14 protein-coding genes and 1 riboswitch are annotated in these 20,348 nt (G+C 52.9%); of the genes, 7 read left to right on the plus strand and 7 right to left on the minus strand.

Going from position 1 to position 20,348, the window contains the following annotated elements:
* Window positions 1-49: 49 nt before the first annotated feature.
* Genes gcvPB through gcvT form a run of 3 tightly spaced genes read right to left on the minus strand, consistent with a single transcriptional unit; the run spans window position 50 to window position 3,980 of the window.
* Window positions 50-1,510, minus strand: a complete 1,461-nt coding sequence (gene gcvPB, locus AC3WT9_RS27650) for an aminomethyl-transferring glycine dehydrogenase subunit GcvPB (protein WP_341379968.1) — start codon at window positions 1,508-1,510, stop codon at window positions 50-52.
* Complete coding sequence (gcvPA, locus tag AC3WT9_RS27655) at window positions 1,507-2,859, minus strand: aminomethyl-transferring glycine dehydrogenase subunit GcvPA (protein ID WP_341096710.1); 1,353 nt, start codon at window positions 2,857-2,859, stop codon at window positions 1,507-1,509. The genes gcvPB and gcvPA overlap by 4 nt, the downstream gene beginning before the upstream one ends.
* Window positions 2,856-3,980, minus strand: a complete 1,125-nt coding sequence (gene gcvT, locus AC3WT9_RS27660) for a glycine cleavage system aminomethyltransferase GcvT (RefSeq protein WP_341096709.1) — start codon at window positions 3,978-3,980, stop codon at window positions 2,856-2,858. The genes gcvPA and gcvT overlap by 4 nt, the downstream gene beginning before the upstream one ends.
* 236 nt (window positions 3,981-4,216) lie before the next feature.
* Window positions 4,217-4,313, minus strand: a riboswitch (glycine riboswitch).
* Between the two features lie 182 nt (window positions 4,314-4,495).
* On the opposite strand from gcvT, the gene gcvH reads away from it, so the two are divergent.
* Complete coding sequence (gene gcvH, locus AC3WT9_RS27665; RefSeq protein WP_038597232.1) at window positions 4,496-4,888, plus strand: glycine cleavage system protein GcvH; 393 nt, start codon at window positions 4,496-4,498, stop codon at window positions 4,886-4,888.
* Window positions 4,889-4,971: 83 nt separating this feature from the next.
* On the opposite strand, the gene AC3WT9_RS27670 is transcribed toward gcvH, so the two are convergent.
* The 3 genes from AC3WT9_RS27670 to AC3WT9_RS27680 all read right to left on the minus strand — a co-directional run bounded on the left by AC3WT9_RS27670 (window position 4,972) and on the right by AC3WT9_RS27680 (window position 7,291).
* Entirely contained in the window at window positions 4,972-5,607 is a 636-nt protein-coding gene (locus tag AC3WT9_RS27670; protein WP_341379966.1) for a hypothetical protein, read from the minus strand.
* A gap of 71 nt (window positions 5,608-5,678) precedes the next feature.
* Window positions 5,679-6,509, minus strand: a complete 831-nt coding sequence (locus tag AC3WT9_RS27675; protein ID WP_341096705.1) for a flagellar motor protein MotB — start codon at window positions 6,507-6,509, stop codon at window positions 5,679-5,681.
* A complete protein-coding gene (locus AC3WT9_RS27680; RefSeq protein WP_341379964.1) occupies window positions 6,506-7,291 on the minus strand; it encodes a flagellar motor protein in 786 nt (261 codons plus the stop codon). The genes AC3WT9_RS27675 and AC3WT9_RS27680 overlap by 4 nt, the downstream gene beginning before the upstream one ends.
* A gap of 181 nt (window positions 7,292-7,472) precedes the next feature.
* Between AC3WT9_RS27680 and uvrB the strand changes: the two genes are divergently transcribed.
* Window positions 7,473-9,464, plus strand: coding sequence for an excinuclease ABC subunit UvrB (uvrB, locus tag AC3WT9_RS27685; RefSeq protein ID WP_038597223.1), 1,992 nt, complete (start codon window positions 7,473-7,475; stop codon window positions 9,462-9,464).
* Between the two features lie 201 nt (window positions 9,465-9,665).
* Here the strand turns inward: uvrB and AC3WT9_RS27690 are convergent, their stop codons facing one another.
* Window positions 9,666-9,881, minus strand: coding sequence for a hypothetical protein (locus AC3WT9_RS27690; protein ID WP_341379963.1), 216 nt, complete (start codon window positions 9,879-9,881; stop codon window positions 9,666-9,668).
* Window positions 9,882-10,048: 167 nt separating this feature from the next.
* Here AC3WT9_RS27690 and uvrA point away from each other — a divergent pair, with 167 nt between their 5' ends.
* The 5 genes from uvrA (at window position 10,049) to AC3WT9_RS27715 (ending at window position 20,208) form a co-directional block, all read left to right on the plus strand.
* Window positions 10,049-12,922, plus strand: coding sequence for an excinuclease ABC subunit UvrA (uvrA, locus tag AC3WT9_RS27695; RefSeq protein ID WP_341096700.1), 2,874 nt, complete (start codon window positions 10,049-10,051; stop codon window positions 12,920-12,922).
* A 743-nt stretch (window positions 12,923-13,665) separates the two neighbouring features.
* On the plus strand, window positions 13,666-13,875 hold the full coding sequence (locus AC3WT9_RS27700) for a DUF2759 family protein (protein WP_038597219.1): 210 nt from the start codon (window positions 13,666-13,668) through the stop codon (window positions 13,873-13,875).
* A 184-nt stretch (window positions 13,876-14,059) separates the two neighbouring features.
* A complete protein-coding gene (locus AC3WT9_RS27705) occupies window positions 14,060-15,238 on the plus strand; it encodes a S1C family serine protease (protein WP_492408310.1) in 1,179 nt (392 codons plus the stop codon).
* Complete coding sequence (locus AC3WT9_RS27710) at window positions 15,219-17,186, plus strand: stalk domain-containing protein (RefSeq protein ID WP_492408296.1); 1,968 nt, start codon at window positions 15,219-15,221, stop codon at window positions 17,184-17,186. Before AC3WT9_RS27705 ends, AC3WT9_RS27710 begins: the two co-directional genes overlap by 20 nt.
* Window positions 17,187-17,691: 505 nt before the next feature.
* A complete protein-coding gene (locus AC3WT9_RS27715; protein ID WP_341379961.1) occupies window positions 17,692-20,208 on the plus strand; it encodes a U32 family peptidase in 2,517 nt (838 codons plus the stop codon).
* Window positions 20,209-20,348: the final 140 nt, after the last annotated feature.

Genomic DNA, 20,348 nt, shown 5'->3' on the forward strand with positions numbered 1-20,348 from the left:
GGCTGGCTCTTATTCAATCCTTATAGGGCCGGTTTAGGGATAATCAGCTTTAACCGCAAGAGCAGTTCAGTACTGGCTTGCGTGCGGCCTGCGTTTCATCCAGACGGCTGATCTCCGTAGTATGCGGAGCATTGATGACGATTTCCGGGGTCTCCTGGGCTTCCTTGACGATTTGAATCATCGTTTCGATGAAGCCATCCAGCGTTTCCTTGCTTTCGGTTTCGGTCGGCTCAATCATCATACACTCTTCCACAGTCAGCGGGAAGTAGACGGTTGGCGGGTGGTAGCCGAAGTCGAGCAGGCGTTTGGCTACGTCCAGCGTGCGCACGCCGTATTGCTTAAGATTCTTGCCGGACATCACGAACTCGTGCTTGCAGACACCCGGATACGGAATTTCAAAATACGGTGCCAGCCGGTGCATCATATAGTTGGCATTCAGCACGGCGTTCTCGGAAACCCCGCGCAGGCCGTCCGGCCCGTAGGTGCGGATATAGGCATAGGCACGGACGAGAATTCCAAAGTTGCCGTAAAAGGCTTTGACCCGCCCGATGGATTCCGGGCCGCCATAGTTCAGCGAGAAGCTGTCATCTTCATTCTTGACCACTGTAGGCTGCGGAAGAAAAGGAATCAGCTTTGCCTTCACGCCGACAGGTCCGGCTCCCGGGCCGCCGCCCCCGTGCGGGGTGCTCATCGTCTTGTGCAAATTCAAATGAACCACATCGAAGCCCATGTCTCCGGGACGGGTAATGCCCATAATGGCATTGGAGTTGGCTCCATCGTAATAGAGCAGTCCGCCCGCTTCATGTACAATTGCGGCAATCTCCACAATCTGCGTTTCGAACAGGCCGAGTGTGCTGGGGTTGGTCAGCATCAGCGCGGCGGTATCGCTGCCGACAGCTGCCTTCAGCGCTTCAAGATCAACCATTCCTTTAGTATTGGAAGGAATCGTCACCGTATCAAGTCCGGCTGCTGCGGCGCTGGCCGGGTTGGTGCCATGCGAGGAGTCCGGCACAATCACCTTCGTGCGGGTTTCGCCGCGGCTCTCATGGTAGGCGCGGATCATCATCAGGCCGGTCCATTCACCATGTGCGCCTGCGGCAGGCTGCAGGGAGACGGCATCCATTCCGGTCAAAGCGGAAAGATCATTTTGCAGGGTGTACATCAGTTCCAGAGCACCCTGAATGCTTTCTTCCGGCTGGTAAGGATGAATCTTTGCCAGTCCCGTGAAACGGGCAACATCTTCGTTGATCTTCGGATTGTATTTCATCGTGCAGGAGCCGAGCGGATAGAATCCGTTGTCAACGCCGAAGTTGCGGCGGGACAGCGCGGTGTAGTGGCGGATGACATCCACTTCGGATACTTCCGGCAGCACGGCCGGCTCGCTGCGGAGAAGTCCTGCAGGGATCAGTGCATCAAGGTTCTCGTCCTGCGGAACATCACACTGCGGCAGGGAGTAGGCCGAGCGGCCGGGACGGCTAAGCTCAAAGATCAGACTTTGTTCCGGTTTCATAAACAGCCCTCCAGTGCGCTGGCGAATTGGTCAATTTCGGTTTTGCTTCTTTTCTCCGTGACGGCAACCAGCATATGTCCGGCAAGCTCCGGATAATCACGGCCCAGATCGTAACCGCCGAGATAACCTGCTTTAATGAGCTTGGAATTAATCTCGCTGACTTCACTTCCTTTCGGAAGCTTCAGGACGAATTCGTTAAAGTAAGGAGCTGAGAACGCAGCTGCAGCACCGTTTATTTCACCAAGTTTGCCGGCGGCATAGTGGCTCTTGCGGATGTTCAGCCCGCCAACCTCGCGCATGCCTTCTTTGCCCATCACGGACAAATAGACGGAAGCGCACAGCGCCAGCAGCGCCTGGTTAGAGCAAATGTTCGAAGTGGCTTTTTCACGGCGGATATGCTGCTCGCGGGCTTGCAGCGTCAGCACGAAGCCGCGTTTGCCGTTCCGGTCAACGGTCTGGCCGACAATCCGGCCCGGCATGCGGCGCATCAGATGCTCCGCTACGGCGAAGAATCCGCAGGTTGGTCCGCCCAGCGAAGCCGGAATGCCCAGCGGCTGCGCGTCACCGACGACGATGTCGGCGCCGAGCTTGCCCGGCGTTTCCAGCACGCCGAGCGCCAGCGGGTTGGCGCTGACAATGAACAGACCTTTGACGCCGTGAATCAGCGGCTCGATGGCACCGAGATCTTCTATCGCGCCGAAGAAGTTCGGTGACTGCACCAGGACAGCCGCCGTGTCGCCGTTGATGGCTGCGGCAAGCTTCGCTTGGTCGGTTACACCGTCTTTATAGTCAATCTCTACGACATCGAGGCCCCAGGCACCTGCCGAAGTGCGCAACACCTGGCGGGCCTCCGGATGAACAGTTCGGGAGACAATCAGCTTTTTGCGTTTGGTGGCACCAGCTGCAAGTACTGCCGCTTCTGAGAAAGCCGTAGCGCCATCGTACATGCTGGCGTTGGCCACCTTCATGCCGGTCAGCTCACAAATGTAGGACTGGAATTCAAAGATCGCCTGCAGCTCGCCTTGGCTGATTTCCGGCTGGTAAGGAGTATAAGCAGTGTAGAATTCCGAACGGGAGATGACATGATTGATAACGACCGGGATATGATGGTCATAGAGGCCGGCGCCGAGGAAGCTGGCGTGGGTATCGAAATTGGCATTTTTGTCGGCCAGCTCTTTCATATGGCGCAGCAAGGCGTATTCATCCAGTGCCTCCGACATCGGCATAGTTCCCTGATAACGGACGGCCTCGGGGATATCGGAGAACAGCTCCTCCATGGACTGAATTCCGACTGCTTCCATCATTTCGTGGCGGTCTTGTTCAGTCATTGGCAGATAACGGTGCTTCATTGCGGCTTCACTCCCTGGCTCTTTTTGTAGAATGGCGCTTTGACCACGACAGCCTTGAGCTGCTTGCCGCGGATCTCTATGTTTACCTCTGTACCTATTTCACTGTAAGCTGCATCCAGCAGCGCAAGTCCGAGATTGCGTTTGAGTGTTGGAGACTGTGTTCCGGTAGTCACTTCACCGATCTTTACTCCATTCCCGTATACAGGGTAGTGGGAACGCGGAATGCCGCGGTCGATCATTTCCAGACCGACGAGGCGGCGGGGCAGACCGTCAGCCTTCTGCTTCAGCAGCGCATCACGGCCGATGAAATCTTCTTTATCCAGCTTCACGAAGAACTGCACGCCTGCTTCCAGCGGCGTAATATCCGCCGACAGCTCCTGGCCGTACAGCGGCAGCTTGGCTTCAAAGCGCAGCGTGTCGCGTGCGCCAAGACCGGCCGGTGTCAGGCCGTGCGGAGCCCCCGCTTCCAGCAGGCCGTTCCACAGCGCAGCCGCCGTATCCGGCGGCGCGTAGAGCTCGAATCCGTCCTCGCCGGTATATCCGGTGCGGGAGAGCAGAACGTTCACACCGCACACCTCGGCGTTCTCGATGAAGTGGAAAGGCTTCAGCTCAGCAATGGGAGCCGTTGTAACTTTGGAGAGGATGGCCTCAGCCAGCGGGCCCTGCAGGGCGAGCAGAAGAGTCTCATCCGAGATATTGCTCAGGCTGACGCCGCTGAATTCTGCGGTGAGATGATGCTGCAGCCACTGAAAGTCCTTGTCGATGTTGGAGGCGTTCACGACAAGCATGTAACGCTCTTCACCGAGGCGGTATACGAGCAAATCATCGACAACACCGCCGTTTGGATATAGAAGCAGCGTGTACTGCGCTCCACCGTCTGCCAGCTTGCTGACATCGTTGGTCGTCATTTTTTGCAGGAAGGCTTCCGAGCCGCTGCCGCTAACCATGAATTCACCCATATGTGACACATCGAACAGTCCGGCTTGTCCGCGGACGGCCTCATGCTCCTTGACGATTCCGGTAAACTGCACCGGCAGCTCCCAGCCGCCGAAGTCAATGCATCTGGACTCCGCATAAGCAGAATATAGGTCATAAAAAGGCGTTCTTTTCAAAGCGTTCATGTGCTCACTCCCTTGGTCTGATTACATGCAAGCCTAACGGGATTTCCTTTGCCGGCAGGGACGGAGTCCGTTTCTGCCCATTAAAAAAAGGACAGGCGGAAGCCAAATATGCGCACGCGCATATAGACTTCCGCTCTGTCCTTTGTACCTGAGAGTTACCCTGCTGTGAACCCGGCAGGTTTCCCCGTTGGTGACCAGTACGCTGCAATTGCAGGGCCTGATGCTCTCCAGAGATGCGTCCGGCAAAGGTCCTTTTGCCTGAGAGATTCACCCCGTAGAGGGCTTACTCCTTCGGCGCCGTCTTCAAGAGACGGTCTCTCCCTATGCCATCATTCGCAAACCGTATAATTTTCTGCTGTCTCCATTAAAGCGGGTATGGAGGTGCACTGTCAACAAAAAAACGTCAAAAAGATGACAAATTTTTATTTCCTGTCAGTTATATTGACATTGAGCAGGACGATAACTTAGTCTATAACTAAATTCACAACTCCAATTCGGAAATGAGGCGGCTTGAAATGAGTGAAGTGCTAGATAACCTGCTGTACAGCGAAGAGCATGAATGGGCGCAGCAGGGCGAAGGACGGTTAATACGTGTTGGGATTACGGACCATGCCCAGCATTTACTAGGCGATATCGTATTTGTGGAATTTCCTGAAGTTGGATCGGCTATTTCTGCCGGGGACAGCGTGGGCAGCATTGAATCCGTGAAGACGGTTTCCGAATTATACTCACCGGTATCGGGAACGGTTACCAAGATTAACGATGCACTGGAGAACAGCCCGGAGCTGATTAACGATCAGCCGTACAGCGGGGGCTGGATTTTTGAACTGGAGATCGAAGGCGAGTATGCTGACGCCGTATCGGGACTGCTGGACGCAGCCGCTTACCGTGAACGGGTTGGGGAATAGCAATTGGTTTTGTGGAAAATTTATTAAAGACGGATTTCGCGCATTAGCTGCACTAATGTGAGGAGTCTGTCTTTTTTGCGCTTTCAGCGGCTTGGGAAATCTGCAAGTCCCGGATAAAAATGTGGAGCCATCCGCCACAAGAGGGGCAGCAGTGCAAGGCCAATCATGACGAATAAACAGCATAGAAGGATAAATCTGTAGACTTTGCGAGGGGGTGCAGCCGGTCTGAGCACAAAGTAGTAAACGCCGATAGAGTAAAAGGGGTACAGCAGGACAGCTGCCATGGCCATGCAGACAAAAAAGGTCATCTCACCGGCTGAGCTGGGGATCATTGTGTCCGGGTAATACACGGGATCAAGCTGCAAAAAGATAACCACAAGCGGCACATAAGCGAAAAACAGGTGCAGAAAAAAGCAGCGGATGCGTCCGTTGCCGGCCAGACCGTAGAGCATCCACCAGACTCCCAGCCAGGGCAAGGCAAAAGCGCCGCCCGCAAGCAAAAAACGAACGGCGATTTGAATCAGCTTGCTTAGCGGATATACATTGGCTTGTTCGCCCCAGAAAAGGGAGTACGACGAGAGTAAAAGGAAATAAGCCATGCCCCCAACGAAGAACGTAATGATTCCCTGGAGAAACGCGGTAACCAATAGCGAGACTAGTAGACGCAGATTTTTTAAAAATCGGGCGGGATCAGGTGATGCTGCGTTTAGAGTTTCCATACCTGCTCAGACTCCTTTAGAAGCAAATGTAACCTTTCATCATCTGCTGCTCTCCGGGCTGAAAGGCGGAATTATTCTTCGTCTTGAAGCTGCCGCAGCACGATTAGCTCGACACGGCGGTTTTTCTGTTTTCCAAGCAGCGTAGTATTGTCGGCAGCGGGCCGGGTATCGGCATAGCCTGCATACTGGAAGGTATCCGGATCCAGTCCTTCATTGTCGAGGAAGAAACGCAGGATGGAGAGCGCCCGTGCGCCTGACAGCTCCCAGTTGTCGTTATAGCGTGAGCCAACCGACACCGGGGTATTGTCGGTATGCCCCTCAATGCTGATGGATGCACCGATGCCGCGGAACAGGCCCGAGAGCTGGCGGAGCGCAGGGAATGCAGGTGCTTTCAGCTCGGCTTTGCCGGCATCGAACAGGAAACGGTCGCTAAGCGTAATGGCAATGCCCTGTGGTTTATCTGCAACAAAGATCTGATCCCCGAGGTTGTTGTCTTCAACATATTTGGTGATGACGCCCATCAATGAGGCCAGCTTTGCTTCCTGTTCCTTGAAAGCCAGTTCACGTGACGAAGGCGGCTGAGCCGCCTCTCCGGCATCGGCTGTGCCTGCAGCTTCGCTTCCTGTCCCATTATCCTGACTGTTTGCTGAGCCGCTGTTTTCCGTTTCTTGTTGGCTCTCCAGAATGCCATCGCCACCTTCAAGCACGGGGTTGCCGCTCCTGAACGTTTCCGAAAGGGAACCGGTGACAATCTTGTATTTCTGCACGTCCAGACTGCTCATGGCGAACATAATGACGAAAAATATAAGTAAAAGTGTAATGAGATCGGCATAAGTGATCATCCAGCGGTCATTGCTCTCCCGGCCTTCGGCGTGCTGCTTACGCCGGTTTCTCTGCCTCATAGCAGCCCTCTTGCATACTCATGCTCACGGCTTCCGGCAGAGTCCGCAGTGAAGGAGCTAAGCTTCTTGCGCACCAGCTGCGGATGATCCCCGTTCTGCAGGGCCAGAATGCCGACCAGCAGCATCTCCATGCCAGCCAGCTCGGTTTGGCTGCGGGATTTGATCTTGGAGGCAATGGGTAAAAATATTAGATTGGCGCTGGCTACACCGTAAAGCGTCGCTGTAAAAGCGACTGCGATGGATGCTCCCAGATTGGAAGGATCGGTCAGATTGCTGAGGACATGGATCAGTCCCATGACCGTCCCGATAATCCCCATCGTGGGTGCGTAGCCTCCGGCCGCCTCAAAAATTTTGGCGTAGCCGTTGTACTTTAACTCTTTGGCATCCATGTCCAGCTCCAGAATCTGGCGAACCTCGTCAGCATCTGTGCCATCAACGATCAGCAGCAATCCTTCACGGGTAAAGGGATTGGGATGTTCTTCGGCTTTTTGCTCCAGTAAGAGCACACCGCCGCGCCGGGTAATAGCAGCCATGGAGATCAGCTCCTCCGCGTTCTGCTCACTCAGGTCCGGATGCCTGCCGAAGGCCATGCGCAGTGCAGCAGGGATATGGCGCAGTTTAGATGCTGGAAAGCTGATGAGAACAGCGGCGAATGTGCCGCCAAAGACAATTAGTGCAGCATTAGGCTGCAGCAATCCGGAGAGATTGCCGCCTTCCCAAAAGAAGCCGCCGATCATAGCGGCCAGTCCAGCCAGGAGGCCGATAATTGCGGTGATATCCATAGGTTATGACTCCTTACTTTTCTATATATTATGGTTTGCATGAATGTAGGCAACACTGTATAATAAACGGGAACAAGTATTCTTATCTTCCATATTTTTCAGGATTGTATGGAGAGCCAGTACTTAGGGCCACAATTATACTATACTACTATATTTTAGACGATAGAGGGGAGACGGGCAAATGAGCGATATTGTCGTCAGTACGAAGACTTTTGAACTGGAGTCCGAATACACACCCCAGGGCGATCAGCCTCATGCCATTGAGGAATTATTGGACGGCATCCGGCAGGGCAAGAAGCACCAGACGCTGCTGGGAGCGACGGGTACAGGTAAGACATTCACCGTCGCACAAGTGATTTCCAAGTTAAACCGCCCCACGCTGGTAATTGCGCACAACAAGACGCTTGCTGCGCAGCTGGCGAGTGAATTCAAAGAGTTTTTTCCGAACAATTCGGTAGATTACTTCGTCAGCTACTACGATTACTACCAGCCAGAGGCTTACATTCCCTCCTCCGACACCTACATCGAGAAAGATTCCAGCATCAATGAAGAGATAGATAAGCTGCGCCACTCCGCGACCAGTTCATTGTTTGAACGGCGTGATGTCATTATTGTAGCGAGCGTATCTTGCATTTATGGCCTCGGTTCGCCGAAGGAATACGGAAGCCTCCTGCTCTCGCTGCGGGTAGGGATGGAGAAGCCACGCAACCAGATCTTAAGCAGATTAGTAGATATCCAGTATCAGCGCAATGACATAAATTTTGTCCGCGGTACATTCCGTGTGCGCGGCGATGTGGTTGAGATCTTCCCGGCATCACAGGGAGAACATGCCATCCGGGTAGAACTGTTCGGCGACGAGATTGAACGAATTACCGAGATTGACGTGCTGACCGGAGAATTAATCGGTGAACGTGAGCATATCGCGATCTTTCCGGCATCTCACTTTGTAACCCAGGAAGAAACGATGAAGGTAGCGATCGTCAACATTGAACGTGAACTGGAGGAACGGCTGGCCGTTCTTCGCGACGCAGGCAAGCTGCTGGAAGCCCAGCGGCTTGAGCAGCGGACGCGTTATGACATCGAGATGATGAAGGAGGTCGGCTTCTGCTCCGGGATTGAGAACTATTCGGGACCGCTCACCTTCCGTGAGCCGGGAGCAACCCCTTATACCTTGATGGACTACTTCCCGGATGACATGCTGATTATTATTGATGAATCTCATGTTACCCTCCCGCAGATCAGGGCCATGTATAACGGTGACCGTGCGCGGAAGACCGTCCTGGTAGAGCATGGATTCCGCTTGCCGTCAGCGCTGGATAACCGGCCGCTTCAGTTTGAGGAGTTCGAAGACAAGGTAAGCCAGATTGTCTATGTGTCCGCTACGCCAGGTCCATACGAAATGGAACACTGCGATACGATGGTGCAGCAGATTATCCGCCCTACCGGTCTGCTTGATCCGATTATTGAGGTGCGTCCGACAGAAGGCCAGATCGATGATCTGATCAGTGAAATCCGCGAGCGTGTGGAACGCGATGAACGGGTACTGGTAACGACACTTACGAAGAAAATGTCCGAGGATCTGACCGATTACTTCAAGGAGATCGGGATCAAGGTCCGATATATGCATTCTGACATCAAGACGCTGGAGCGGATGGCGATTCTGCGTGATCTGCGTCTCGGTACGTTCCATGTCCTCGTGGGTATCAACTTATTAAGAGAAGGACTAGACCTGCCAGAGGTATCCCTTGTCGCGATTCTCGACGCCGACAAGGAAGGTTTCCTCCGTTCTGAGCGCTCACTGATTCAGACTATCGGCCGTGCCGCCCGTAACTCTGGCGGCCGCGTCATTATGTATGGTGACCGTATTACGGATTCCATGGAGAAAGCTATGAGCGAAACCGAACGCCGCCGGGCGATCCAGATTGCCTATAATGAGAAGCATGGAATCACCCCGACGACGATCAACAAGAAAATCCGCGAAATCATCGAGGCGACCAAGGTCGCCGAATCCAAGGCCGAATATCTCACTGGCGTGGGCGGCAAGATGAGCAAGAAGGACCGCCAAAGCCTGATGCAGCGTCTGGAGGCCGAGATGAAGGACGCCGCCAAGAACCTGCAATTCGAGCGCGCCGCCGAGCTGCGTGATGCTTTGCTGGAGCTGCGTGCCGAGTAAATATTTAAGCGAGTACCGGAACGGCGCTTCCCAGGCCGTTCTTTTTAGATAAACTGCTCCGTTGGCTGTTGTCAGCGCATCCCGAAGGGACAGCCGTCTTGGCGGTTTCCAGTTTTAGCGCATCCCGAAGGGACAGCCGTCTTGGCGGGTTTCCGGTTTTAGCGCATCCCGCAGGGACAGCCGCTCTGAAGGTTTTCAGTTTTAGCGCATCCCGCAGGGACAGCCGTCCTGAAGGTTTTCGGTTTTAGCGCATCCCGCAGGGACAGCCGTCCTGAAGGTTTTCGGTTTTAGCGCATCCCGAAGGGACAGCATCCCGGCACGCAGCAGCATGCAGCGTGCCGGCCAGTGGAGCACTGGCGTTGAAGCGGTCCCTGTAGGGACAAGCGCTCCGAGCACCATAACAGCTAAGTACAGCACCACCCATCTCCTTCGCCAACCTTGCGGGTGTCCAGAGGGCGCAGCCCTTGGGGCCCTCCCTTGGAAGGGAGGGTTTGGGAGGGATCGGAAATATTTTGAAATGTGGCTTTTAAATAAGGCTTTGAACTAGTTTTGAACTAAATGATTTATATAAAGGAGAGGTACCGTTGGCGAACGAAAATATAGTAATCAAAGGCGCTAGGGCGCATAATCTCAAGAACATTGACGTAACGATTCCGCGGGACCGCTTCGTCGTGCTTACGGGACTTAGCGGCTCCGGCAAATCGTCGCTGGCGTTCGATACGATCTACGCGGAGGGACAGCGCCGTTATGTCGAGTCCTTGTCGGCGTATGCCCGCCAGTTCCTGGGCCAGATGGAGAAGCCGGACGTTGATTCCATTGACGGATTATCTCCGGCAATATCGATCGACCAGAAGACTACAAGCCGCAATCCGCGCTCAACGGTAGGTACGGTTACGGAGATTTATGACTATTTGCGGCTGTTATTTGCCCGGGTCGGCCATCCTCATTGCCCGGATCACGGGATCGAAATTACATCACAGACCGTCGAACAGATGGTGGACCGGATTATGCAGTATCCCGAGAAGACGCGGCTGCAGATTCTGGCACCGGTTATTTCCGGGCGCAAGGGTGAACACAAGGGGCTGTTCTCGGACATCTCCAAGCAGGGATTTGTCCGTGTGCGCGTTGATGGCGAGCTGCGGGAAGTTACTGAAGATATTCAACTGGAGAAGAACAAGAAGCATACCATCGAGGTCGTGGTTGACCGTATTGTCATCAAGGATGATATGGAGACTCGTCTGACTGACTCACTTGAAACAGCCTTGAAGCTCTCGGGTGGACAGATTCTGGTTGATGTCATCGGCCAGGAAGAACTTCTGTTCAGTTCGAATTTTGCTTGTCCGGTATGCGGATTTAGTATTGAAGAGCTGGCACCGCGGATGTTCTCCTTCAACAGCCCTTTCGGCGCTTGTCCTGAGTGTGATGGGCTTGGTGTGAATATGGTTGTCGACCCCGATCTATTAATTCCGGATTCCGAGAAATCGATTGAAGAAGGGGCATTTCTGGCCTGGACCGGCAGCACATCGAACTACTACCCGCAGTTTCTGAAATCGGTCTGTGAGCACTTTAAGATTCCGCAAAATGTTCCTGTAAACAGCCTGACTCCTGAACACATGAACAAGCTGCTCCACGGCACAGGCAGCGAGAAAATCCGGTTCCGGTATGAAAATGACTTCGGCCAGAAAAAAGATGCGCTGGTTGCCTTTGAAGGAATTATTCCGAATCTGGAACGACGTTACCGTGATACGGCATCGGATGGAATCCGTGAGTTTATCGAAGGTTTCATGAGCGCCAAGCCTTGTAATGTGTGCAAGGGAAAACGGCTGAAGAAAGAAATTCTTGCGGTCACAATTAATGAGCAGAATGTAGCGGATGTTACGGATCTCTCGATCGGCGACTGTTTGAACTTCTTTGATAATCTGGTGCTTAGCGAGAAGGAAACGGCCATTGCCCATCTTATCCTGAAAGAGATTAGCAGCAGACTTGGCTTCCTGGTGAATGTGGGTCTGAATTATTTGACACTCAGCCGTGCGGCAGGTTCACTCTCCGGTGGTGAGGCGCAGCGGATCAGATTGGCGACGCAGATTGGCTCCAGCTTGATGGGCGTTCTGTACATCCTGGACGAGCCAAGTATTGGTCTGCATCAACGGGACAATGACCGGCTGATCGCCACACTGGGGCATATGCGCGATCTCGGCAACACATTAATTGTGGTTGAGCATGATGAAGATACGATGATGGCAGCAGACTATATTATTGATATCGGACCGGGTGCCGGTATCCACGGCGGACAGGTTATTGCCCAAGGGACGCCGCAGGAAATCATGAAAGACCCGAATTCCTTGACCGGAGACTACTTAAGCGGACGCAAGTTTATTCCGGTTACGTCCAAACGGCGGCCAACCGATGACCGCTGGCTGGAAATTCGCGGAGCCAAAGAGAATAACCTGAAGAACGTAAATGTCAAGATTCCGCTGGGCGTCTTTACTGCAGTGACTGGAGTTTCCGGTTCCGGCAAATCGTCGCTGGTTAATGAAATCCTCTATAAGAGCCTGGCCCGTCAGTTGAATAAGGCCGTTAAGGTCCGTCCCGGCCTGCATAAGGAAATTCGCGGTCTGGACAATTTGGACAAGGTCATAGAGATCGACCAATCGCCGATCGGCCGCACGCCGCGTTCCAATCCGGCTACCTATACCGGGGTGTTCGATGATATTCGTGATTTGTTCTCCAAAACCAATGAAGCCAAGGTGCGCGGATTCCAGAAGGGCCGCTTCAGCTTCAACGTCAAAGGCGGCCGTTGCGAGGCCTGCCGTGGAGACGGAATTATCAAGATTGAAATGCACTTCCTGCCGGATGTCTATGTTCCTTGCGAAGTATGCAAAGGCAAACGATACAACCGCGAAACGCTGGAAGTGAAATACAAGGGCAAAAACATCTCTGATGTGCTGGAGATGACGGTAGAGGATGCAACCGGGTTCTTCCAGAACATCCCGCGCATCCACCGCAAAATGCAGACCTTGCTGGATGTGGGTCTTGGGTACATCAAGATTGGCCAGCCGGGAACGACGTTGTCCGGGGGTGAAGCGCAGCGCGTGAAGCTGGCTTCCGAGCTGTACCGCCGCAGTACCGGCAAGACATTGTACATTCTGGATGAACCGACAACAGGGCTGCATGTGGATGACATCGGCCGCCTGCTGGAGGTACTGCACCGCCTGGTGGATTCCGGCGAATCCGTTCTGGTCATCGAACATAACCTCGATGTGATCAAGACGGCCGATTATGTTATTGATATGGGACCGGAAGGCGGCAGCGGCGGGGGAACGGTACTGGCTACAGGGACACCGGAGAAGTTAATCACCGTTGCGGAGTCCTATACCGGCAAATACCTGAAGCCGATTCTGATCCGCGATACAGAGCGGACTGAAGCTCTGCAGCTGCAGACGTCGGAGACAGTATAACTGCACTTGTGCAGTTATATTCACTGAATGAGCGCCACAAGCAGATATAATTGTATTCTGTGCAGCTATTTCTTGCAAAAGGGGCGTTTCTAAGCCATTCAAGTGAAAATAGCTGCACGAAATACACTTAAGTTTCCTACAGGTTAAGATCGTCCGATTTAATTGCGTTATTTACATCTAGTCTTATCCGGGTGCACATATAGGTATCAGATCACACTTGTACGAGATTGCCTTTTTGAGCGGGGTACACTTCATTTTGAAGTTTGTAAGTAGCAATCGCCCACAAAGAACTAAAGAGCCACAGCATCTTCGCCGTGGTTCTTTTAGTTTTTGGGATTTATTTTTCAATAATCATTCAGATAATGTTCAGTCAGTCTTGCTGTACTCTGCCAAATTAAAGCTTGGTCAGCTCAGCAAGCTTTGTACCTCAAGCAGGCTTGAAAGCCATTTAGAAATAAGGACAGTTAATAGTTGAATCAGGCATATCGGGAGCATGTCCGCAGTAAGATTCAAAGAGAAGGATTTGCGTTACATATAATTTGCTCTTTGAAAAATCAATAAAACAAGGTGTCAATGAAAAATATCATGATTTTTATCCCGAATCCGGCGCTAAAAAATATTTTTCGTGACTTTTACATAAAATTTATGCAATTCCTATTGCGTCACTGAAATGGTAGCGATAACATAGAGGGAGATATGGATTAGATGAACTTGCTTGACAACACTTTCGAGGAGGTAATGCCATGCTGCTTGCAGAAGCTGCTGCGCAAGAACCGTCTAAATTTCATACCTTCGATGTATTTATGATCGCCTTTACCATCCTGATACTCATTGGGGTCATCCGGCTGCTGCGGGCTCCGCAGAAGAACAAATTTGCGATTGGCTTCGGAGTGGTAAGCTTGCTGGTATTTGCGGTTTCGGACTACGCGATGCTTATGCACTGGTTAAGTTGACACAGGGGCACTGCCTGCTTCAAATTCAAGTCAAAACAATTGCAGATTTAAGTTTACCCAAAGACACCTTTAACCGCCAGCTGGCGTGACTAAAGGCGTCTTTTTCAAATTATGCACGTCTTCATATGAGTAAATTGCATTATGTACAACCTGGAACAAGGTCAGAGAGAGCGCCCGGCGAAGGCTGGGGAAATGGGGGAAGAGCATGGTTAAGAAAAGCCTCGGACTGTTGCTATGCGGAGTATTGCTGACAGGAATAGGAGGCGGATCGCTTTCTGCGCAGGGGGCGCCGTTTCCGGATGGCTTGCAGACTGCGGGGAATGTATCGTCTTCAGGAAAGATCAAAGAAATAGGAAGTACCCTGACCGGCAGCAAAAAGAGTGCAGCCTCGATAACCGATCCGGTACCGCAAATTATCAAAGAGGTTTCCCCGTCGGTAGTAGGAATCATCGGCAAATATTCAGAAGATCGCTCTAATGCACCCAATGACCGTTTTAATCTGTCCCATGGATCAGGTATCATCGTCAGGGCAAACGGCTGGATTATTACGAATGCGCATGTGATGAAGGGGCTGCAGAATGCTGTGGTCGTTACATCGGACGCGAAGTCCTACAGCATCACAAATACGTATCTGGATGAGGTTAGTGATCTGGCACTGATCAAGATCAATGCCAAGGCATTAAAGCCTGCGAAGTTTGCACAAGCTGCTGCCAGCATTCAGGTTGGCGACAAAGTGATTGCCATCGGTACACCCATTTCCTTCTCGCTGCGAAATTCTGCTACGGTAGGGGTGGTCAGCGGTCTTAACCGTTCAGTGGATGCTGCCTATCGGCTCATCCAGAGTGATACAGCGATTAATCCAGGCAACAGCGGCGGTCCGCTCGTCAGCATGAAAGGCGAGGTGCTGGGCGTGAACAGTCTGAAATTTGCCGCAGTAGGCGTAGAGAATATGGGATTTTCTATCCCGTCTGATACGGTGCAGTACATTATGAACCAGCTGTTCAAGTATGGTGAGGTAAAACATCCAAGTCTTGGCCTGGAACTGGAGGAAAGCTGGTCTGCTTTAGTGGGCCTGCCCTCCCAAGATCCATTAACAGTTACGAAGGTCATCTCTGCGGAAGCAGACAAGGCAGGGATTCTTGAAGGGGATGTTTTATACGCGATTAACGGCCACCGTGTCGGCTCCTTAGTGGATGTTAATGAACTTTTCAAAAGCTACGCACCGGGTGCGGTGGTAAATTTGCTTATGCAGAGCGACGGCGATATTGTTACCCGGAAGCTCACGCTTGGCCAGGTCGATCCCCTGATAAACAATGAAGAAGCTGATGTGGAAGGTGATGCTGATGGACAAGCGGAAGAGTAAAAAGGCACTGGGAAGAGAGGGGCGGAATAGGGACCGCAGATATACTTTTCGTGGTCTATCTACAATGATGCTTGCTCTGTTGCTGCTGCTGACTGTGCTCCCGGCCACAGAGGTGCACGCGGCGGAGAAAGCCGAGCTGCAGCTCACCCTTAAGGTCGGCAGTCCGGCTGCAACGGTGAATGGCAAGAAAATTACGATTAAGCAGCCTTTTATGAAGAATGGTACCGTCATGGTGCCGCTCGGCGTGTTTAAGAAAACATTTGGCAGCACGGTTTCCCTCGAACCCGGCGATGTGGTCAAGGTGATGTACGGACGGCATACGGGAACGATGGTGATAGGCAGCAGCACTGCCTGGAAGGATGGCGTCAAAATCAAACTTGCTGCACCGCCGCATATGGTCTCCGGGGTTTTGATGGTCCCGCTGAGGTTCGTGGCGGGAGTGCTGGACGCACGTGTAACTTCCGGCAGCAACGGTGAGCTGGTAGTGTCGCTTGTGCCATCGGTCACTGAAGAAGAGGCGCCCGGGGATAGCGGCATTGACAGCGATGTCGGTAAGACCCGGATAGGGAACAGCTATTTTCAGTGGAGCATGAATTATCCTCCCGGTCTGGTAGTTGGCGACAGCGGCGGCAATGGAGGTGTGGCTACCTTTATGAATTCAGAGAATCAGTATTATCTGGAGGTTCATGCCTCACCGCAGGAGAATCCGGCAGACCCGGAACAATTGCTGGACGGGCTGCTCCGCTCGGCTGAGGAAGGCGGGGAAACGATTTTGGACCGGGAAACTTATCCGAATGCCGTTGTACCCTACGCGCGAATTGTCAGCAAGGATTCCAGCGGCGCACTGTGGGAGAACAGGCAATATAATGCCGGAGGGAGACTCTATGAGCTGTATCTGACCGATGACAATGCAGTAAACTATAAGGATTTTGATAAATATGCGGTGCTGTTGAACTCCTTCCGCCCAACCTTTGACCCGAATGATAAAAGCCAACGTGATCTCTCCACAGTAAAAAACGGGCTGCATGAAGGGTACAATGAGGACTACGGCATTGCGCTGCAGGTCCCGGCAGACTGGAGTATGGATGACCAGCATCTGTATTATGAGAGCAAAGAGGGGAGCTATTTGCGTGTGAAAGTGACATCTGCTCCGTCCGGTTCTACGCTGGAAACCTGGAGCAAGGAGTTGGAGGCGCAGATTCGGGCCAACTATGTGGACGGGGCTTATACGATTAAAGATAGCACGTCTGCAAAAGTTTCCGGTCAACCGGCGCGGGTCATTGAAAGTCTGCTGAACCCGGGCAGCGGCTGGATTACGAAATATCAAACCCTGCTGTTGAAGAATGGGCACCGCTATTACGTAGAATATGTGGTAGTTGCCGGTCAGGATGAGGACAAGGCACGGTTCAAGGATATTTTAAGCTCAATTGATATTGATTTTGAATTAATAAAAGAGAACTTCGGGCGGCTGGAAACAGATGACTATCCGGTACTTTACGCTAAAACAGTCAACAAAAGCTCCAAAACCTATGGCTACAGCATTCATATTCCGTCATTATGGACAGCTGTCCAGGATGTCTTTGAAACCCAGAACGTAGAGTACCGCTTCACCGGAGGGCGTTTCCAAATCACTGTGAGCCCCGAAGGTTCGGCAGAGTACACTGTGAGCCAGCTCCAAAGCTACTATCAGAACACGAAAAATGACCCCAAAGGCCCGCAGGTCGAACGTGTGGAGGACATCACCTTTGCCGAAGTTCCAGCCACAAGCCTTACTGTGCACCAGAGCAAAAACGGCATTCCTTACCGCACCCAGCTCATCGTTTTCAGCAACAATGAACGGGTCTATACCCTCACTGTCACGCTAAATGACGCTAACGCAACGCCTGAGCAGCAGGCTCTCATAGACAAGACGCTGAAGTCTTTTGTGTTGGCGGGGGAGGAAAAATAGGCAGGGCATGTTGAGGAATAAGGAATCAATAGTAAATAGGATAATTATTGCAGACGAAGAACGTCCCAAGTTGCCAATTATGGCTGGGGCGTTCTTTTTTTTATGAAGAAATGAGGAGGAACAGGGGAACGGCGGGGACGTTTGGCTAGAAGACATCTATATGCCGAAAAAACTTCTGCTGCAAAATGTCTGGTGGCCACTCTTGGCCTGGAATGGTGATGGTTACCAGAGTCATGTCAAAAATATGGACAGAGAGATTCAGATACTCTTTGAACCGGGACACTTTTTTATCAGGGCTGGGTTGAAGAAATATTCATTTCTCCTTTGACGATGTGCAAGGCGGAAGGGATGGGTTAGGAATAAGTTCGGTTTAAATAATCCGGTTAAAGTCCTTTCCCTGTATAATTTCTGGCAAATCAATGGCGCAAGGCTGTGATATTTGATACAATTAATAAGTTAAAGAGATGGAAATGACCCGTCCATAGGACGGTTTGGGAGGATATAAATGAACGAGCAAGGAATACGCAGGGAAGACGTGGAGCTGTTGGCTCCGGCAGGTGACTGGGAGTGCATGCGTGCAGCGGTGGCAAACGGGGCAGATGCTGTCTTTTTTGGCGTAGAGAAATTTAATGCACGGGCCAGAGCAAACAACTTCCGCTCGGAGGAGCTGCCGGAGATTATGGCATTCCTGCACAGCTATGGCGTGAAGGGGTTTCTGACCTTTAATATACTGGTGTTTGAGAACGAGCTGGCAGATGCAAAAGAATTAATTGATGCCTGTGTAGATGCGGGTGTGGATGCGGTGATTGTACAGGATTTGGGGCTTGTCAAAATGATCCGCGAGATTTCTCCGGACTTCCCGATTCACGGTTCGACGCAAATGACGATTACTTCACCGGAGGCAGTGGAGTTTACGAAGCCCTTCGGGCTGGAGCGTGTAGTGCTTGGCCGAGAGAACAATCTGAAACAGATTCGCACGATCGGTGAGCAGGCCCGCCTGCCGATGGAAGTTTTCGTGCATGGAGCACTATGTGTGTCCTATTCAGGGCAATGCCTGACCTCGGAAATGTGGGGGGGACGTTCCGCGAACCGCGGGGAGTGTGCCCAGGCCTGCCGTTTGCCGTATGACCTGATGGTCGACGGTGAAGTGAAGCCGATGGGTGATGTAACCTATCTGCTGTCTCCTAAGGATCTGGCGGCCATTGATCTGATGCCGGAGCTGATCGAAGCGGGTGTGACCTCTTTCAAAATAGAAGGCCGTCTCAAAACCCCGGAGTACGTGGCAAACGTGGTGAGCAAGTACCGTAAGGCTATTGACCGGTATTTTGACGGGAACTGGTCTCCGACCTCTAAGGAAGATATCCGTGAGCTGCAGCAGAGCTTTTCCCGCGGCTTTACGCATGGCTTCCTTGAGGGAACAAACAACAAAAAGTTGGTTGACGGGACTTTCCCGAAAAGCCGTGGTGTGTATATGGGCACGGTGGAGCAAATTCTCCGTGATGGCGTAGTTTGCCGCATTCATGCTCCGCTTAAACGCGGAGACGGCATCGTGTTCGACGCCGGTGATCCGACCAAGAAGGAAGAAGGCGGACGCGTGTATGACCTGCGCCGCAAAGGCGTGAAGCTTGAGGGCGAAGCCGGCGAAGGCTGGATCATCGACATTGTGCCTGGTCGCAACGATGTGGATTTGCGCCGCCTGCATGTCGGTGACCGCATCTGGAAGACCAATGATCCGGCGCTCGACAAGGCGCTGCGCCAGAGCTACGAAACCGAGAAGCCGTACCGCGTCTTCCCGGTTCATGTCAAGGTGGAAGGCCGCGCAGGAGAGAAGCTGGCTACATGGTGGACGGACGTGCAGAAGGACGTGACTGTCCGTGTGGACTCGGAGCTGCTGCTGGAGACTGCGCAAAAGCGCCCGATGGACGCCGCCCTGCTGGAAGAACAATTCGGCCGCCTGGGCGGGACCGTGTTCCAGCTTGAGGCGCTTACGTCGCAGCTGGAAGGCGACGTGATCGTGCCTATGCGCGAGCTGAACAGCATCCGCCGCCAAGCGGTGGAGCTGCTTGCCGGCGAGCGCCCGAAACCGCCCGTCTACGTGAAACGGGCGGTAGAGATCTATAGCGACGCTTCCCGCAGGGACGTCGCTGCAAGCGGTGATGCGGAGCTCACCGCGCTGTGCCGCAGCCTGCCGCAGGTGCAGGCTGCCCTCGAAGCCGGCGTAAGAAGCATTTACGCCGACTTCGAATTTATCAAGCAGTTCCCGGCAGCAGTAGACGCTGTCCGGGCTGCGGGGGCCAGCATCACGCTGGCCACGCCACGCATCCATATGCCGGGCGAGAACGGCTATCACGCCAATATTCTGCGCCTGCAGCCGGATGCTGTGCTGGTGCGCAATACCGGCGCGCTGTATTATTATCTGCGCCGCCGCATGGAGCAGCCGGATGCTGTGCATCCGCGGCTGATTGGCGACTTCTCGCTGAATATCGCCAATCATAAGGCGGTGGATCTGTTCCTGGAAGCGGGCTGCGATGTGGTCACGCCTTCTTATGACCTGAACATTCAGCAAATGGTTGATCTGCTGGACCGCAGCGACACCTCACGGATGGAGGTTGTGATCCATCAGCATCTGCCGATGTTCCACACCGAGCACTGCGTGTACTGCACCTTCATGAGTGAAGGCACAGACTATACGAACTGCGGACGCCCTTGCGAGGAGCAGCGTGCATCTCTGCAGGACCGGATCGGCATGTCCCATCCTGTCCGTGTGGATGAAGGCTGCCGCAATACCGTGTACAATGCGGTTGAACAGTCAGGCGCGGAATACTTGAACAATTTCCGCGAACTGGGCGTTTCTTCTTTCCGCGTCGAATTTCTGGAAGAAACACCGGAGCAGGTTGCCGAGGTCATTAGTCTCTACTCCCGTGCGCTCCGTGGTGAAATCTCCGGCACGCAGGTATGGAAGAGCCTGAAAGCCACCAACCAGCTTGGCGTTACACGTGGACAGCTCGTCAACGCGAAGTAAAGAAGAGTAGGACTGGCTTACCAATCCCATGGTAAGCCAGTCCCTAGCTCCGATTCTATGCAGAGCCAGTGTGGCAAACGAGGGGGGATGGATCCTCCATGCCGCACTGTCTTTTTTTGTCTGCAGGATTAATTTTCCTA

Source organism: Paenibacillus sp. EB106-06-01-XG199 (genome assembly GCF_058791575.1).

Bases quoted from the DNA above. Each gene is read 5' to 3' on its own strand.
- AC3WT9_RS27680 (WP_341379964.1), bottom strand. From the start codon at position 7,291: ATGGATATCACCGCAATTATCGGCCTCCTGGCTGGACTGGCCGCTATG.
- AC3WT9_RS27670 (WP_341379966.1), bottom strand. From the start codon at position 5,607: ATGGAAACTCTAAACGCAGCATCACCTGATCCCGCCCGATTTTTAAAA.
- AC3WT9_RS27715 (WP_341379961.1), top strand. From the start codon at position 17,692: ATGAACGAGCAAGGAATACGCAGGGAAGACGTGGAGCTGTTGGCTCCG.
- AC3WT9_RS27675 (WP_341096705.1), bottom strand. From the start codon at position 6,509: ATGAGGCAGAGAAACCGGCGTAAGCAGCACGCCGAAGGCCGGGAGAGC.
- gcvT (WP_341096709.1), bottom strand. From the start codon at position 3,980: ATGAACGCTTTGAAAAGAACGCCTTTTTATGACCTATATTCTGCTTAT.
- gcvH (WP_038597232.1), top strand. From the start codon at position 4,496: ATGAGTGAAGTGCTAGATAACCTGCTGTACAGCGAAGAGCATGAATGG.
- uvrB (WP_038597223.1), top strand. From the start codon at position 7,473: ATGAGCGATATTGTCGTCAGTACGAAGACTTTTGAACTGGAGTCCGAA.
- gcvPA (WP_341096710.1), bottom strand. From the start codon at position 2,859: ATGAAGCACCGTTATCTGCCAATGACTGAACAAGACCGCCACGAAATG.
- gcvPB (WP_341379968.1), bottom strand. From the start codon at position 1,510: ATGAAACCGGAACAAAGTCTGATCTTTGAGCTTAGCCGTCCCGGCCGC.
- AC3WT9_RS27710 (WP_492408296.1), top strand. From the start codon at position 15,219: ATGGACAAGCGGAAGAGTAAAAAGGCACTGGGAAGAGAGGGGCGGAAT.
- AC3WT9_RS27700 (WP_038597219.1), top strand. From the start codon at position 13,666: ATGCTGCTTGCAGAAGCTGCTGCGCAAGAACCGTCTAAATTTCATACC.